Raw genomic sequence first — 13,683 nt, forward strand, 5'->3', positions numbered from 1 at the left:
GATCCCTTGTCCAGCAGCAGCTCGATGCGCTCGCGCGCGGTCAGCTTGCCGCGGGCATGCTGCGCCTCGATGCGCTTGACGCCGCCGCCCAACTTGGCGCCGGCGCGCCGCTCTTCGAGGGTGTCGAGGATATCTTTCATTTGCTTCCGCCCGCATTAGCTAGTGATTGGGTGCTGGAACCCGCGCGGGGTTCTAACACGGCATTTTCTGAACCGGAAACCACCTTCTTGCCCCGAATCCCGGGCACCGGCGGTATCTGATCAGCGCAAATTGGGGGAGAAAGACCATGGATAACACGACAACCGAGGCTGGCTCGGTCACGGGCGGCGTTCGCCTATTGCTCAGGCTGGAAGGCCTGACGCTGTTTGTGGGCATGACGGTGCTGTACGGGGTCTGGGGCGGCTCGTGGTGGGTCTACGCGATCCTGTTCCTGGCACCCGATTTGAGCTTCGCCGGCTATGCATTCGGCCCCAAGGAGGGCGCGGTCATCTACAATGCCGCCCACAGCTACATGGCGCCCGTGGCCCTGATGACCGTTGGCTTTGCCACCGCCGAGCCGCTGGTGCTCTCGATCGCAATGATCTGGCTCGCCCATATCGGCATCGACCGCGCGCTCGGCTACGGACTGAAATATCAGGCGGGATTCGGCTTCACTCACATGGGACGGATCGGAAAGGCGAAGTCACCTCAGACCTGATCATTTGGCGGCCGGGACGATCCCGGTTGTTCACCGCCCTCGTTCGCCGCCGCTCCATCACTCCCCCACCTTGAAAGGCTCCTCCTTGCCAGGCGGCACGGTCTCCTCCGCCATGGCAAGCATCATCGCGACCATGACATAGTTGCCGGCGACCGCGGTCAAATCCACGATCTGCTGATCGTTGAACACCTTCTTCGTCCGCGCATAGGTTTCGTCGGATACCTTCTTGGTGGTGGTGAGCTCAGTGACGAAGTCATAGACCGCGGCCTCATCCTCGGCCATGTGCGACGGTCGCTTGTTGGCTTTCAGCTCGGCAATGATATCGGGTGACAGGCCCGCCTTGGCCGCGAGCGGTGCATGCGCGAACCATTCGACCTGCGAGCGCCATTGCCGGCCGATGATCAGGATTGCAAATTCATTGAGCTTGGTCGGGACCGAGGTCTGCCAGCGCAAATAATAGAACAGGTCGAACAGCCGCTGCCCAAGCACGGGGCTGCGGATCATCGGGTTGTAGGGGCCGCCGATGCCGACGCTCGAGACCTTCATGATCTGCTCGCCGAGCGGACGCTGCTTTTCGTCAAGCTGGTCCATGGTGAGCTGCGGAAAGCGCGGCTCCTTGCTGGTCGCCGGCGCGGCAAACATCGTGGCCGCGAACCAGCCGCCGGCAGCGGCAAGTGTGAGCGACGAGAGCCAGATTGAAGCCGAGTGCATGGTTTCCTCCGTACGATTTTTCGTTGTACGGAGATGTTAGTCTGGCATTGATTTGCGCACCAGCCGGTGCGGGCGCGCATCAGCTCATCAATACGCTACGATGTCGGCGAGACATTGCTGCGTCACGGTCATGCGCGCGGCGATGTGGCTCTCATTCTTGCAGTCCATGTTCATCGCGAACACGGTGACGGAGGACCCCTTCTCGACCCAGCCGACCAGCCAGCCGAGCGAAGGCTTGCCGATCTCGGCGCCGACGAGGCCGCTCTTGGCGCGGATGGTGGCATCTCCCACCTTCGTCACCGGCAGGATGTCGCGCGTCAATTCCTGGGCGCGCTTGGAGACCGGCAACGTGCCGCGCCGCAGCCGGTCCACGAAATCGATCTGCTGCACCGGATCGATGCGCAGGTTTCCCGTCAGCCAGAACTGGTCGATGCCGCCGCCGATGTCTTGGTTGCCGTATTCGAGCAGATCGAGATATTTCTTCATCCGCTCTTCGCCGATGCGCCGCGCGATCTCCTGATAGACCGGCACGGCGGAAACGGCGATCGCCGAGCGCAACGTATGGTCCTTGTTCCAGGCCTCGATGCTGCGCGTCACGCCATCCCACTTGAACACCTCCTTGTCGGGATCCTCGACCACGCCGGTGTCCAGCGCGATGATCGAGTTCGGGATCTTGAAGGTCGAGGCCGGCAATTTGCCCTCGCTCGACCTCCGCTTGTCGCTGGCGATGATCAGGTAGTCGTCGACCTTGTAGGCGACGAAGGTCCCCTCGGTGCCGAGCTCGAAGAAGCGCCGCGCCAGGCTGTCGCGAAACTCGTTGCGCTGGTAGGACACGTTGGCAAAGCTGCGGGTCGGCAAAACGGACGCGGCGGTGAGGAGACCGAGCGCTTGGCGGCGATTGATCACGGCTGAACCTGATGGCTTGAGGAGCAGGCCATGATGGATGCCATCGTGATGAAACGATGGCAAGAACCTTACCGGGCGCGGCCCGAGAGGCGCAGCACGAACACCAGCACTTCAGCTACCGCCTTGTAGAGCTCGACGGGGATCTCGTCGCCGAGCTCGACATTGGAAAGTGCGCCCGCCAGGACCTCGTTCTCCTCGATCGGGATGTCGTGTGCTTTCGCAAGCTCGATGATCTTGGCGCCAATCGCGCCCCTGCCCTTGGCAACCACCGTCGGCGCACCGCCGTGGTCGTAATGCAAGGCGACCGCGAGCTGGCTCTTGGTCTCGACGGTCATAGCGCGCGGTCCAGGAAATGGCCGGCGCGAGCCGGTGCTGCCTGCGGCGGCGCGCCGTCCTGGATCACGATGTCGCCGGGCAGAAGCTCGGCCCGGCCCAGCGCCTGGCTCAACTGCGGCGCGCTGGCGCGAAGCTGCGCGGCGGTCGCCGGGCGTTCCGCCCACATCCGCACCGAAGTCTTGTCGCCGATCAGCGAGATCAGCGCGTGGATCGGGCCCGCCGGTTCGACATCGAGCGAGAAACGCGCCCGCCAGATGCGCTTGGCGGCCTCGGCCTCAACACCGCCGCCGCCGTCGCGGGAAATCTCGAACTGGGCCATCGCCGTGCCCTGTGGCGTCGCAAACGGGATTTCGAACTGCCAGCGCGACGACGAGGTATCGATCTGCTGATGCGCGGGATCGATGCGGTCCGGCAGGGACGCCACCTGCAGCAGCGTCTGCCGCGCCAACGCGGCATCAGTGTCGCCAAGCAGATGATGAGCGACGGCGGCGAGCGGCATATCCGGCGCCACGGATGGCGAGGCGACGGGCTGGGCGGTCGGCAGCGCGCCGCGGAACGGCGGTGGCGGCGTGTTGGTGTGAACGGTGACATCGGTCGCGATGTCAGTGAGACGCGCGTAATTGCCGAGTTCCTGCAGCAGATTCAGCGTCGCACCGGCGGAGGGGCCCGCATTCGATGGGCCTCGGCCGAGGCTGCCCGGCATCACCAGGTCGTCAGCGACCGGAAGGCGCGCCTGCGGCAGCAGGATTTCCTCGACCTCGATATCGGGTGGCACGAGATTTTGGGTGAGTACGGGATGAGCCGCGGCCTGTCCCAGGGCGGTGGCGGCCGATGGCGCCGGAGTCGCCGTGCCGAGCGACGACTGCAGGGTCTGCCGCAGCACGATCAGCGCGGCCTTCAGATCGGGGGCGCCCGCGGCCGACGATGCGGTACCGGCGGCCAGCGACGCCTCGAAGAACAGGCCGGAGCGCTCGAACGCATTCTTGATATCGCCGCCGTCAAGGTTCTGGTCGAGCCGGGGCTGCTGTGTCAGCACTTGCGCAATCGCCTGCTGCAGCCTTGGCGGCAGGTTACCCGCGGCGGCCAGTGCACCGAGATTGGCAAACAGCGGCGCCAGGCTCTGCTGCACCGTCGCTGCATTTTGCGCGGCGTTGGCGACGGCCGCGCGCTCTACCGGCGTGAGCACGTTCCTGGACTGGGTCGTGGTCGAGGGATTGGCGGCGGCGAGCTGCGCGTCGGGCGATAGCGTCACCGCGTCGTCGGCGACGGCATCGCCCTGCCCGAGCATCGCAAGACGGATCCCGTCTTTGGTCTGGGACACTGCGAGCTGCAGCGCCTGACCTTCCTTCAAGGGAACTTCCGAGAGCACGTCGATCGACAGGCTCGAGATCGCGATCCGCACCAGGTCGGCGGAGAGAACTTTCAGCACCTGCGCATTGATCACGCTTCCCGGCTGCAGAACGAGATCGGGCGCGACGCTGCCCACCTCCTTGGCGGAAAGCACCGGCAGCACGGGATTGATGGTCAACGCCATGTCGGAGGGTCTCGGCTGGAAGGCTAGAGCCTACCGACGCGCCGTAAACCTCCCGTTAACTTAGCAGGTGGCGGTTGCGGTAAAGGACCTCAGTTCAGCGTCTTCAGGATGCTGGCGGCCGCATTGAAATCGACCAGCCGTGCGGCGCGGCGCGCGGCGACCTCCTCGTCCACGCCCCATTGCTCGGTGTTCCAGTCCTCGTCGACATGGGCGGCGGCCCAGATCTGGGCGGGGTCCCTAAAACCATGGGTGAGGGCCAGCGCAAGCAATGCCGATCCGGTGAGCGTCGTCACCACATGCAACGCCGCCACCGACCATGGATCGCTCGGAAACGCCTCGCGCGCGGCTTTGATCGCGCTCTCCGGCTGCGCGACGTGCACGATCCCCTCCGCGAGGATGAAATGCGCGCCGAGCGTATCTGCGGCCCAGAACAGGATCGGGTCCCAATGCTCGGCCTCGCGGGCGACCAGCGCCTCCGGATGGCCGGCGCGATAGAACAACAGATCCGAAGCGAGATATTTTGCGACGTCGGCCGCGACCACGTCGACGCGATCGACCACGCCTTCGATGACGCTGTTGGCAAAGCGCGTCAGCGGCATGGTCAGCGGATCGATCGTCTCTCCTTGCGCGTTCCACTCGGCCGCGACGGCGTCCGCGATTGCGTGCGCGGGCACCGTCACCTTCTTTCCCGATGGCGTACGGATCGGCCGGCCGTCGAGCGTCACGGCAAAGCCGCCCTCGTCTTCTGCGACATCGGCGCCTTTATAGAAGCGCTTGCGTTGCGGCGCGCGCACGTTGCGGCGCGCTGCCTCCTGCGGATCCAGCGGGGATTGTCCCGCCTCTTCATCGAACAATTCGCGCATGCGAGCTTCCGTTGGGCTTCGTCTGCTAGCAGGATAAGGCAGGCGCCGCTGCAAATAAAGCTGGCCAGATCAGCCGTCAGTCACGGGCGGCGCAACTGCGCGAATAGGCGGCGCGATCAGCAGGATCCAGGCCAGCAGCCGCGCCCTCGTCGAGGCAGCCTCTGACACGGTCGCTGAACGATCTGCGGGGGACTTGGCAGTGGCTGCAACTGAGCTTCTGGTTCGCCGCGCATCATCGGCGTCGTCGGCGCGACAATCTTTGGGGGCGGCGGCGGCGAGGGAGGCGGCGGAAGCAGGTTCGGGTTGCTGCCAGGCGCAATGAACTGTGCTGACGCAGGGGGCGCTGCGAGCAGCAACGCAAGCGCGAGCAAGAGCGCAGAATGCTTCATACAGCATATGTTGGAACGCCACGGCGAAACCGCAAATAAATTATTCTTCCGGCGCGTTCTCGATCGGGTCGAACCGGCTGGTGTCAAGCCCCAGCAGGTTCCAGGATTGCTGCATATGCGGCGGCAGCGGCGCGCTAACGTCGATGACTCCGCCGCGCGGATGCGGAATCACGATGCGCCGCGCAAGCAGATGCAGCCTGTTCTGCAACCCGCCCGGAAGTTCCCAATTCTCACGATTGAAATATTTGGGATCGCCCACGATGGCGTGACCAATATGCGCCATATGCGCGCGCAACTGGTGGGTGCGTCCCGTGACCGGCTTCAGCGATACCCACCCCAGCTTCTGCGCAGCGGTTTCGACCACCGCGTAATAGGTCACGGCGTGGCTCGCGCCCTCGTCGCCATGGGCGGCGATCCGCATGATCGTGTCGTCCTCGCCCTCCTCTTTCGCAAGATAGGTCGAGATGCGCCCCTGCTTCGGCTTCGGCACGCCGGCCACCAGCGCCCAATAGATTTTGCGCGCCGAGCGCGAACGAAACGCGCCGGTCAGATGCGTGGCGGCAAAGCGCGTTTTCGCAACCAGGAGACAGCCCGAGGTCTCCTTGTCGATCCGGTGCACCAGGCGCGGCTTCTGGCCCTTGGCGTCGCGCATCACTTCCAGCATCTGGTCGATATGGCGCGTGGTGCCGGAGCCGCCCTGCACGGCAAGCCCGGCGGGCTTGTTCAGGACCAGCACGTCGGCGTCCTCGAACAGCGTCATCTCCTTCAGCGCGGCAAGCGTCTTCGTCGCGGCCTCGGAGAGCTGACCAACCACCTTCGGGGCATCGAGCTTCAACGGCGGGATGCGTACGCTCTGTCCCTCCTCCAACCGGTCCTTGCTGTCGGCGCGCTTGCCATTGACGCGCAGCTCGCCCTTTCGAACGATGCGCTGGATATGGGAGAACGACAGCCCGGGAAACCGCGCCTCGAGAAACCGGTCGACGCGCATGTTGTTCTCGTCAGCGGTCACGGTGACGGTCTGGACTTTTGTCGGCAACGGCAGCTCGGCGGCAGCTTTCGCGGGCTCTGCTGCAACGGGCGGGGCCGATTTCTCCCGCCGCGGCTGGGCAAAGCGCGGCGGCTTTGCGCCCGCGCGGTGCATCGGCGGCCGATCGCCCTCGTGACGATTGCGAAAGGGCCGCGCGCCCTTCGGGCGATCACCACGATCGCCCGATTTTGACAATGGTCTCTTGACGCGGCGGCTCATGCTGTTCGGCTCCAGAGGTCGAGTGTTGCGTAGCGCAAATGCGGCTGGCCGTCACGGCGAAATCGCCGCAAATCCCGCGCAAAACCTCCAAAAGTGACGTTGGTTTGACGAGACGCGTGCAACGAGCCGCCTATACTCGTTGACAGTGTCGGGAACGCCATGCATATTTTCCGCGGGTGGATACGACCCGCTGCTTGCGCCCGAACAGGGTATGGTGAACGTATCGAGCCGCTTCCGGCTTCCTTTGCCCCGGCGAACGAGTCAGCAACGCAAGCACCTGACGATTTCTCGTTCGCTTACAGCAGAGGACGATCCATGCGCGATTTCCGCGATGCCAAGGCCATGGCGCAGACGCTGCGCGATGCGCTCAAGACCAAATCTATTTCCGTCAGCCACAGCGAGAGCCTTGAACTGGTCGCCAAGACCCTGGGCTTTCACGACTGGAACGTGCTGTCGGCGGCCATCCAGTCAAGCCAGCCGGTTGCGGTCCCACCGAAAAAATCATCTGTGCCTTCCGTCAGCGGCAACGCAGCCTTCCCGGTCGCGCCGATGCGCGACGTCGTGTTTTTTCCGCAATTGATCTCGTGGATATTTGTCGGACGCGACAAGACGCGGCGGGCGCTCGATCGCGCGGTGGCCAATGATGGGCGCATCGTCGTGGTGACCCAGAAACGGGCCGAAGATGACAATCCCGATTTCGAAGCGCTCTATTCGGTTGGAGTGATAGCGGACATCATTCATCGCGTACAACTTCCGAACGGAGACTTCCGGGTGAAAGTCTCTTGTGCAGAACGTGTCGCCATTGTGAGGCCAGTCGAGGATGATTTCCTGGCGGCTGAAGTGGCCCCAATCGGAGAGCTACGCGCGGTCGATGCCGAAGCCTTCGCGCTCACGCGCGAAATCTTCGAGGCGTATCAAGGCTTCACTAACACCGTGCTGCCGCCGTCGCTCTACCGCTACGCCCGAGAGCCGGGCGTGCTCGCCGACGTCCTCGCCCAGGTCCTGGAGGTCGGCATCGAAAAGATGCAACAGATCCTGGAGATCCCGGATGTGGTCGCGCGTCTCGAAACCATCCTCGGCTGGATGCGTGCCGGCGCACCCGCCAAGGCAAGCTAGCGATTTGAGAGTCGGGGCGGTCTTACGTCCCGCCCCGCTCTTTCCTCAGCCTTGCCCAATAGTCCAGCCGCTTGCGGATTTCGCGCTCGAAGCCGCGGTCGGGCGGATCGTAAAAGGTCTGACGGCCCAGGGCTTCCGGAAAGTAGTCCTGGCCGGAGAAGGCGTCGGGCGCATCGTGGTCGTACTGGTAGCCGGCGCCGTAGCCTTCCGACTTCATCAATTTGGTCGGGGAGTTCAGGATGTGCTTGGGCGGAAGCAGGGAGCCCCCCTCCTTCGCGACCTGCTTCGCCGCACCGAATGCGGTGTAGACGGCATTCGATTTCGGCGCGGTGGCGACATAGACCACGGCCTGCGCGATCGCGAGTTCGCCCTCGGGCGAGCCGAGAAAATCATAGGCGTCCTTGGCGGCATTGGCGATCACCAGCGCCTGCGGATCGGCAAGGCCGATGTCCTCGACCGCCATGCGTACCACGCGCCGCGCCAGGAACAGCGGATCCTCGCCGGCATCAAGCATGCGCGCGAAGTAATACAACGCCGCGTCCGGATCGGAGCCGCGCACAGATTTATGCAGCGCCGAGATCAGGTTGTAATGGCCGTCGGCGGATTTATCGTAGATCGGCGCGCGGCGCTGCAGGATGTCCTGCAACTGGGCGGGGTTGAAGACCTCGTCCTTCCGCGCAGAGCGCCAGACCTCTTCGGCCAGTGTCAGCGCGGCGCGGCCGTCGCCGTCGGCCATCCGCACCAGCACGGCGCGCGCCTCCGCATCCAGCGGCAGCTTCCTGCCTTCGACCTCTTCGGCATGAGCGTAGAGCTTTTCGATCGCTTCGGCGTCGAGCGAATGGAACACCAGCACGCGTGCCCGCGACAGGAGCGCGGCGTTGAGTTCGAACGACGGATTTTCGGTGGTCGCGCCGACCAGCACCACCGTGCCGTCTTCCATCACGGGGAGGAAGGAATCCTGCTGTGCGCGGTTGAAGCGATGGACCTCGTCGACGAACAGCAGCGTGCCCTTGCCGGTCTCGCGCCGCGCGCGGGCCGCGTCGAACGCTTTCTTCAAATCGGCGACGCCGGAAAACACCGCGGAAATCTGCTCGAAATGCAGCTCGGTCGCGTCGGCCAGAAGCCGCGCCACCGTGGTCTTGCCGGTGCCCGGCGGCCCCCAGAAGATCAGCGAGCCGAGCGTGCGCGTCTCCAGCATGCGCGTCAGCGCGCCATCGGGGCCGAGGATGTGATCCTGCCCGACGACGTCGGAAAGCTGGTGCGGACGGAGCCGATCGGGGAGCGGACGCGGCGCATCCTGCTCCATCCCTGCCGCGGCAAAGAGATTGGTGCTGGGTTCGCGCTGATGCTTCGCGTTCATCCGCCGAGCGTCACGTTGATCTGCTGGCCGCCTCGCACCAGCGTGATGCGCCAGATCCGCGACGTCGCTTTCGAGGCCTTCTCGAGATCGCCGGTACGCGCGATCTTCTGGTTGTTGACGGCGAGGATGATGTCTCCCTTCTGGAAGCCGACATTGGCAGCCGTGCCGTCATCGGCGAGATCGGTAACCACCACGCCTTCGACCCCGGCATCGAGATGCAGCTCGTCCGCAAGCGCCGGCGAGATGTTTGCGACCTTGGCGCCCTGGAACGGCGAGCGCGCGGTCAGCACGATCTCGTCGCGCCCCGTATCGGGTGCGGTCTCCAGCGGCACGGTGAGCTTGATGGTCTTGCCGCCGCGCTGCACGTCGATCTGGGCGGTGCCGCCGAGCGGACGGGTTGCAAAACGGTAGTCGAAGGCGTTGGGATCGTCGATGGTCTGGCCATCGATCGCAACGATCAGGTCCGACGGCTTCAGCCCCGCATGCGATGCCGGGCTGTTTGGCGCGACGTTCGCGACCAGTGCGCCGTTTGGCAGCTTCAGCCCGAGCGTCTCGGCGATGTCAGGCGTCACCGCCTGCAGCCGCGCGCCAAGCCATGGCCGCTTCACCGCCTTGCCGCCGCTCTTGGCGGAGGCCACCACAACACGCACCATGTTCGCGGGAATCGCAAAGCCGATGCCCTGCGAACCGCCAGAGCGCGAGAAGATCGCGGTGTTGATGCCGGCGAGCCGCCCGGTCATGTCGACCAGCGCGCCGCCGGAATTGCCGGGATTGATGGCCGCATCGGTCTGGATGAAGAACTGGTAGTCGGTGATGCCGACTTGCGTACGCGCGAGCGCCGAAATGATGCCATGCGTCACGGTCTGGCCGACGCCGAAGGGATTGCCGATCGCAAGCACGACGTCGCCGACCAAGAGTTCGTCGGAATTGGCGAAATCAAGCGTCGCGAATTTCTCTTTCGAGTCCTTCACGCGCAGCACCGCGAGGTCGGTGCGGCTGTCCTTGAGCACGATCTCGGCCTCGAACTCGCGCTTGTCGGCGAGCGAGATCTTCACCTGATCGGCGCCCTCGATGACGTGGTTGTTGGTGACGACGAGGCCGGAGGGATCGACCATCACGCCGGAGCCAAGCGAGCGCTGCATCTGCTCGGGCTGGCCGGGCACGCCGAAGAAGCGGCGGAAGATCGGGTCATCCAGGAACGGATTGCGGGTCTGCACCGTCTTGGCGGCGTAGACGTTGACGACCGCCGGCTGCACGCGCTGCACGATCGGCGCGTAGGACATTTTCAGCTCGGCCGGCGAAGACGGCACGCGGCGGTCCTGCGCCAGCGCCGGTGTCGCGGCGACAGCAGACATCAACAACAGGGCGGCTAGGCGAATGAGCATCATGCAAGAATCCCGGGAATTGATCGTCTTGATATAAGCGTGAGCCAGTGGCGAGAGAAGCGATTGCTGCGTTCAGGCGGCGGTCTGCGCCGCTTCGATGGGATCGGGCGCGGGAGCACAGGACAGCTGCGCCCGGTGAGTCTCGCCCCATTGCTTCAGGATCTCGATCACCGGCCGCAGGCTCTCGCCGATGTCGGACACGGTGTATTCGACCCGCGGCGGCACCTCGGCATAAACCTTGCGGATGATGAGCTTGTCCTCTTCGAGCGCACGGAGTTGCTTGGTCAGCATGCGCTGGGTGATGCCGGGCATCCGCCGCCGCAACTCGCCAAACCGCTGGGTCCCGGACAACAGATGGAACAGGATGACCCCCTTCCATTTGCCATCGATCAGGTCGAGCGTCGCCTCGACCGCGCAGCCCGGCCGATGGGCAAAATTCCGCCGTTTCATGGGCTTTCTTCCAATAGTATCCAAACAGGGACTAGTTCCCTGAATTTACCGTACTTGCCAACTGAGCGCCAGCGCGAGAGTTAGATCGCAGCCAGACAAGGGAGAAGGCAATGAAGGCCGTCGGATACAAGAAATCCCTGCCGATCGAGGACGCAGAATCGCTGTTCGATTTCGATGCCGCCAAACCGGAGCCCAAAGGGCGCGACATCCGGGTCGCGGTGAAGGCGATATCCGCCAATCCCGTCGACTACAAGGTGCGCAAGCGCGCCGCCCCGCCCGAGGGCGAGGTCAAGATTCTGGGCTTCGACGCGGCCGGCGTAGTCGACGCTGTCGGCCCCGACGTCAGCCTGTTCAAGCGAGGGGACGAGGTCTTCTATGCGGGCTCGATCCTGCGCCAGGGCACCAATTCGGAATTCCATCTTGTCGATGAGCGGATCGTCGGCGCGAAGCCGAAGACGCTGTCGTTCGCTCAGGCCGCCGCCCTGCCCCTGACCTCGATCACGGCCTGGGAACTGCTGTTTGACCGGCTGGGCGCCGTGCCCGGCAAGAGCCTCGATCCGCGATCGCTGCTGATCGTCGGCGGCGCCGGCGGCGTCGGCTCGATCCTAATCCAGCTTGCGCGGCGGCTGACCGGCCTGACGGTGGTCGCGACCGCGACGCGGCCGGAGTCGCAGAAATGGTGCCTCGAGCTCGGCGCGCATGCGGTGGTCGATCATGGCAAACCGATGAAGGAGCAGCTCGAGAAATTGAAGCTGCCGCCGGTCGGCCTCGTCGCCAGCCTCACCTATACCGACCAGCACTACAAGGCGATCGCCGACTTCATGGCGCCGCAGGGCAAGTACGGCCTGATCGACGACCCGCCGGAATTCAATGTCAGTGCGTTCAAGGGCAAGGCGATCTCGGTGCACTGGGAATCGATGTTCACGCGCTCCTCGTTCCAGACGCCGGACATGATCGCGCAGCACCATCTGCTGAACGATGTCGCCGACCTCATCGACAAGGGCGTATTGCGCACCACGCTCGCCGAGACGTTCGGCACCATCAACGCGGCCAATCTGAAGCGCGCGCATGCGCTGCTCGAAAGCGGCAAGTCGCGCGGCAAGATCGTGCTGGAGGGGTGGTAGCCTTGCGCCTGGGCGTCCGCTCATCTCATGGCTGAACCTGCGGACGCGCCGCGTCCGCAGCCGGCGTTGAGCGCTCGATGAAGCCTTTGGCGAGCGCGTGGTAGATTCCTTCCTCGCAGACCAATCGCGAGGTGCCGTAGGCAATCAACGCCGCGGTCATCAGCGGCACCACCATGGTGTGATCGCCGGTCATCTCGGTGACGATGACGAACGCCGTGATGGGGGCTTGCACGACACCCGCGAAATACGAGACCATGCCGAGCAGCATGATCGCCGCCAGTGGCGTTCCGTGAAAGAAGGACGCCACGTTCGAGCCCAGTCCGGCGCCCACCGCCAACGAGGGCGAAAAGATGCCGCCAGGAATGCCGCTGACGGCTGCCAAGGCGGTGGCCAGGAACTTCAATAATCCGAAGTCGTCAGGCAATGGCGCGCTGCTCTCAAGTGCAGCCTTCACCTCCGAGTAGCCCGTGCCATAGATGGTGTCGCCGGAAACAAGTCCACACAGCGCGACCGCGAGGCCGCACAGCACCGCAAATGGCACCGGACGGCGTCGTACCGCCTGTCCGACAGAGCCGGGAAGGCCGCGCGCCATGGTAATGACGATGCGACTAAACAGTCCGCCCATCAATCCGCCGACGACTCCGCAAACGGGAATGGCGAGCCAGTCGATGCCCCGGTTCAACGTCACCGCGGTCGTACCAAAATAGTCATAACTGCCCACCAGGGCGAGCGACGTCAGGCCTGCAGCAATCACCGCGGCGATGATCAGGCTGCTGGTACGCGTCTCGAAAGCGCGGCTCATCTCCTCAATGCCAAACACGATGCCCGCGAGCGGCGTGTTGAAGGCGGCCGCAACACCGGCCGCGGCACCGGCCAGGATCAATCCCGGCTGCCGCCGCGGCGACACGCGTCCGACTGCGAACATGATGGACGCACCGACCTGGACCGTTGGCCCTTCACGGCCGATCGAAGCCCCGCATAGCAGGCCAAAGAGGGTCAGGATGATCTTTCCGACGGCGATCCGGATGGATACGAGCCGCTCCCTCGCCTGCTGGTTGGTGAGATGACGCGCGGCGATCGCCTGCGGAATGCCGCTGCCCTGGGCGTTCGGAAACAGCCTCGCCGTCAGCAACGCCGACAGCCCAAAGCCGATCGGCGTGACCAGAAGCGATGCATAACGCGACTTGGACAGCAGCATCGCGAAAGCCTGCTGCGCCAGATCGGCGAGCTGTGCCAGCAGCACTGCGGCCGCGCCAACAACGATGCCACCGAGCAGAAAGATCGCACGTCGCTGCCAGCGCGCCGAGGTGATCTTAACCAGCCGCTGGTGGCGGGTGGACAGGGTCAACTTCATGGAACGGTTTTACGCAATCCGGGCCTCCGGCAAAAGTGCGGATCCGTAAAGCGTGCCCTCCTTCTATCGCCGTGCTCGTCATGGTGGGGCACGCTACGCTTTGCCCACCCTATAACTGAGCCCGCGCCCTCTCCCTCGTCATTGCGAGGAGCGACAGCGACGAAGCAATCCATGCCTCAGCAAGCGGTACTATGGATTGCTTCGCTTACGCC

Annotated in this window: 13 protein-coding genes; 3 read left to right on the forward strand and 10 right to left on the reverse strand. The window is 64.5% G+C overall.

Annotation, left to right across the window (positions count from 1 at the left end):
• Positions 1-286: 286 nt before the first annotated feature.
• A complete protein-coding gene (locus AC5ZG5_RS28705; RefSeq protein WP_456644974.1) occupies positions 287-697 on the forward strand; it encodes a DUF4260 domain-containing protein in 411 nt (136 codons plus the stop codon).
• A 57-nt stretch (positions 698-754) separates the two neighbouring features.
• Here the strand turns inward: AC5ZG5_RS28705 and AC5ZG5_RS28710 are convergent, their stop codons facing one another.
• From AC5ZG5_RS28710 to AC5ZG5_RS28735, 6 genes are all read right to left on the reverse strand, one after another.
• Positions 755-1,408, reverse strand: coding sequence for a carboxymuconolactone decarboxylase family protein (locus AC5ZG5_RS28710; protein ID WP_456644973.1), 654 nt, complete (start codon positions 1,406-1,408; stop codon positions 755-757).
• Between the two features lie 87 nt (positions 1,409-1,495).
• The gene (gene blaOXA / locus AC5ZG5_RS28715) at positions 1,496-2,314 is read right to left on the reverse strand and encodes a class D beta-lactamase (protein WP_456644975.1); all 819 of its coding nucleotides are present in this window, start codon (positions 2,312-2,314) and stop codon (positions 1,496-1,498) included.
• Positions 2,315-2,382: 68 nt separating this feature from the next.
• Positions 2,383-2,649, reverse strand: coding sequence for an EscU/YscU/HrcU family type III secretion system export apparatus switch protein (locus tag AC5ZG5_RS28720; protein ID WP_456644972.1), 267 nt, complete (start codon positions 2,647-2,649; stop codon positions 2,383-2,385).
• Positions 2,646-4,184 (reverse strand): flagellar hook-length control protein FliK, encoded by a 1,539-nt coding sequence (gene fliK, locus AC5ZG5_RS28725; RefSeq protein WP_456644971.1) that lies wholly within the window; start codon positions 4,182-4,184, stop codon positions 2,646-2,648. The genes AC5ZG5_RS28720 and fliK overlap by 4 nt, the downstream gene beginning before the upstream one ends.
• A gap of 89 nt (positions 4,185-4,273) precedes the next feature.
• Positions 4,274-5,047 carry an ATP12 family chaperone protein gene (locus AC5ZG5_RS28730; protein ID WP_456644970.1) on the reverse strand — a complete coding sequence of 258 codons (774 nt, stop codon included), beginning with the start codon at positions 5,045-5,047 and terminating at the stop codon, positions 4,274-4,276.
• A gap of 429 nt (positions 5,048-5,476) precedes the next feature.
• On the reverse strand, positions 5,477-6,682 hold the full coding sequence (locus tag AC5ZG5_RS28735; protein ID WP_028168135.1) for an RluA family pseudouridine synthase: 1,206 nt from the start codon (positions 6,680-6,682) through the stop codon (positions 5,477-5,479).
• 315 nt (positions 6,683-6,997) lie between these two features.
• Between AC5ZG5_RS28735 and AC5ZG5_RS28740 the strand changes: the two genes are divergently transcribed.
• Complete coding sequence (locus AC5ZG5_RS28740; protein ID WP_456644969.1) at positions 6,998-7,798, forward strand: LON peptidase substrate-binding domain-containing protein; 801 nt, start codon at positions 6,998-7,000, stop codon at positions 7,796-7,798.
• A 22-nt stretch (positions 7,799-7,820) separates the two neighbouring features.
• On the opposite strand, the gene AC5ZG5_RS28745 is transcribed toward AC5ZG5_RS28740, so the two are convergent.
• The 3 genes from AC5ZG5_RS28745 to AC5ZG5_RS28755 form a co-directional block, all read right to left on the reverse strand.
• Positions 7,821-9,158, reverse strand: coding sequence for a replication-associated recombination protein A (locus tag AC5ZG5_RS28745; RefSeq protein ID WP_456644968.1), 1,338 nt, complete (start codon positions 9,156-9,158; stop codon positions 7,821-7,823).
• On the reverse strand, positions 9,155-10,546 hold the full coding sequence (locus AC5ZG5_RS28750; RefSeq protein WP_130225554.1) for a DegQ family serine endoprotease: 1,392 nt from the start codon (positions 10,544-10,546) through the stop codon (positions 9,155-9,157). Before AC5ZG5_RS28750 ends, AC5ZG5_RS28745 begins: the two co-directional genes overlap by 4 nt.
• Before the next feature lie 69 nt (positions 10,547-10,615).
• Positions 10,616-10,993, reverse strand: coding sequence for a winged helix-turn-helix transcriptional regulator (locus AC5ZG5_RS28755; RefSeq protein WP_130225555.1), 378 nt, complete (start codon positions 10,991-10,993; stop codon positions 10,616-10,618).
• Positions 10,994-11,103: 110 nt separating this feature from the next.
• Here AC5ZG5_RS28755 and AC5ZG5_RS28760 point away from each other — a divergent pair, with 110 nt between their 5' ends.
• The gene (locus AC5ZG5_RS28760; protein WP_456644967.1) at positions 11,104-12,117 is read left to right on the forward strand and encodes a zinc-binding alcohol dehydrogenase family protein; all 1,014 of its coding nucleotides are present in this window, start codon (positions 11,104-11,106) and stop codon (positions 12,115-12,117) included.
• A 25-nt stretch (positions 12,118-12,142) separates the two neighbouring features.
• On the opposite strand, the gene AC5ZG5_RS28765 is transcribed toward AC5ZG5_RS28760, so the two are convergent.
• Positions 12,143-13,471 (reverse strand): chloride channel protein, encoded by a 1,329-nt coding sequence (locus AC5ZG5_RS28765; RefSeq protein ID WP_456644966.1) that lies wholly within the window; start codon positions 13,469-13,471, stop codon positions 12,143-12,145.
• Positions 13,472-13,683 lie beyond the last annotated feature (212 nt).

Source organism: Bradyrhizobium sp. Ses1 (assembly GCF_059512365.1).

Coding starts and splice junctions, on each gene's coding strand:
- AC5ZG5_RS28720 (WP_456644972.1), bottom strand. CDS start 2,649: ATGACCGTCGAGACCAAGAGCCAGCTCGCGGTCGCCTTGCATTACGAC.
- AC5ZG5_RS28710 (WP_456644973.1), bottom strand. CDS start 1,408: ATGCACTCGGCTTCAATCTGGCTCTCGTCGCTCACACTTGCCGCTGCC.
- AC5ZG5_RS28750 (WP_130225554.1), bottom strand. CDS start 10,546: ATGATGCTCATTCGCCTAGCCGCCCTGTTGTTGATGTCTGCTGTCGCC.
- AC5ZG5_RS28705 (WP_456644974.1), top strand. CDS start 287: ATGGATAACACGACAACCGAGGCTGGCTCGGTCACGGGCGGCGTTCGC.
- AC5ZG5_RS28740 (WP_456644969.1), top strand. CDS start 6,998: ATGCGCGATTTCCGCGATGCCAAGGCCATGGCGCAGACGCTGCGCGAT.
- AC5ZG5_RS28755 (WP_130225555.1), bottom strand. CDS start 10,993: ATGAAACGGCGGAATTTTGCCCATCGGCCGGGCTGCGCGGTCGAGGCG.
- AC5ZG5_RS28735 (WP_028168135.1), bottom strand. CDS start 6,682: ATGAGCCGCCGCGTCAAGAGACCATTGTCAAAATCGGGCGATCGTGGT.
- AC5ZG5_RS28745 (WP_456644968.1), bottom strand. CDS start 9,158: ATGAACGCGAAGCATCAGCGCGAACCCAGCACCAATCTCTTTGCCGCG.
- AC5ZG5_RS28765 (WP_456644966.1), bottom strand. CDS start 13,471: ATGAAGTTGACCCTGTCCACCCGCCACCAGCGGCTGGTTAAGATCACC.
- AC5ZG5_RS28760 (WP_456644967.1), top strand. CDS start 11,104: ATGAAGGCCGTCGGATACAAGAAATCCCTGCCGATCGAGGACGCAGAA.
- AC5ZG5_RS28730 (WP_456644970.1), bottom strand. CDS start 5,047: ATGCGCGAATTGTTCGATGAAGAGGCGGGACAATCCCCGCTGGATCCG.
- fliK (WP_456644971.1), bottom strand. CDS start 4,184: ATGGCGTTGACCATCAATCCCGTGCTGCCGGTGCTTTCCGCCAAGGAG.